1 pseudogene is annotated in these 885 nt (G+C 49.8%); it reads left to right on the top strand.

Annotated elements, in window-relative coordinates:
- Positions 1-618 (top strand): annotated as a pseudogene (locus ACS8YF_RS19655) (IS4-like element IS421 family transposase); the annotation flags it as partial.
- Between the last annotated feature and the right edge of the window lie 267 nt (positions 619-885).

The following is an 885-nucleotide window of genomic DNA, read 5'->3' as shown; positions in this document are numbered from 1 at the left end:
ATACGCATTGCTGACCGGGGATTCGGTTCGCGTCCCGAATGTATCCGCTCACTTGCTTTTGGAGAAGCTGATTATATCGTCCGGGTTCACTGGCGAGGATTGCGCTGGTTAACTGCAGAAGGAATGCGCTTTGACATGATGGGTTTTCTGCGCGGGCTGGATTGCGGTAAGAACGGTGAAACCACTGTAATGATAGGCAATTCAGGTAATAAAAAAGCCGGAGCTCCCTTTCCGGCACGTCTCATTGCCGTATCACTTCCTCCCGAAAAAGCATTAATCAGTAAAACCCGACTGCTCAGCGAGAATCGTCGAAAAGGACGAGTAGTTCAGGCGGAAACGCTGGAAGCAGCGGGCCATGTGCTATTGCTAACATCATTACCGGAAGATGAATATTCAGCAGAGCAAGTGGCTGATTGTTACCATCTGCGATGGCAAATTGAACTGGCTTTTAAGCGGCTCAAAAGTTTGCTGCACCTGGATGCTTTGCGTGCAAAGGAACCTGAACTCGCGAAAGCGTGGATATTTGCTAATCTACTCGCCGCATTTTTAATTGACGACATAATCCAGCCATCGCTGGATTTCCCCCCCAGAAGTGCCGGATCCGAAAAGAAGAACTAACTCGTTGTGGAGAATAACAAAAATGGTCATCTGGAGCTTACAGGTGGCCATTCGTGGGACAGTATCCCTGACAGCCTACAAAACGCAATTGAAGAACGCGAGGCATCGTCTTAACGAGGCACCGAGGCGTCGCATTCTTCAGATGGTTCAACCCTTAAGTTAGCGCTTATGGGAGTAATCCCCGCATATCCGGTTGTCAGGTCAGGATGGTAAGGCACCTGCTTTACACTTTCGCCCGTGGTCAGTGATGGCTGCGGGCGAATCGTA

This window comes from Salinisphaera sp. SWV1 (genome assembly GCF_052044155.1).
Taxonomy (GTDB): domain Bacteria; phylum Pseudomonadota; class Gammaproteobacteria; order Nevskiales; family Salinisphaeraceae; genus Salinisphaera.
This window is presented reverse-complemented; position numbering and strand designations above follow the sequence as displayed.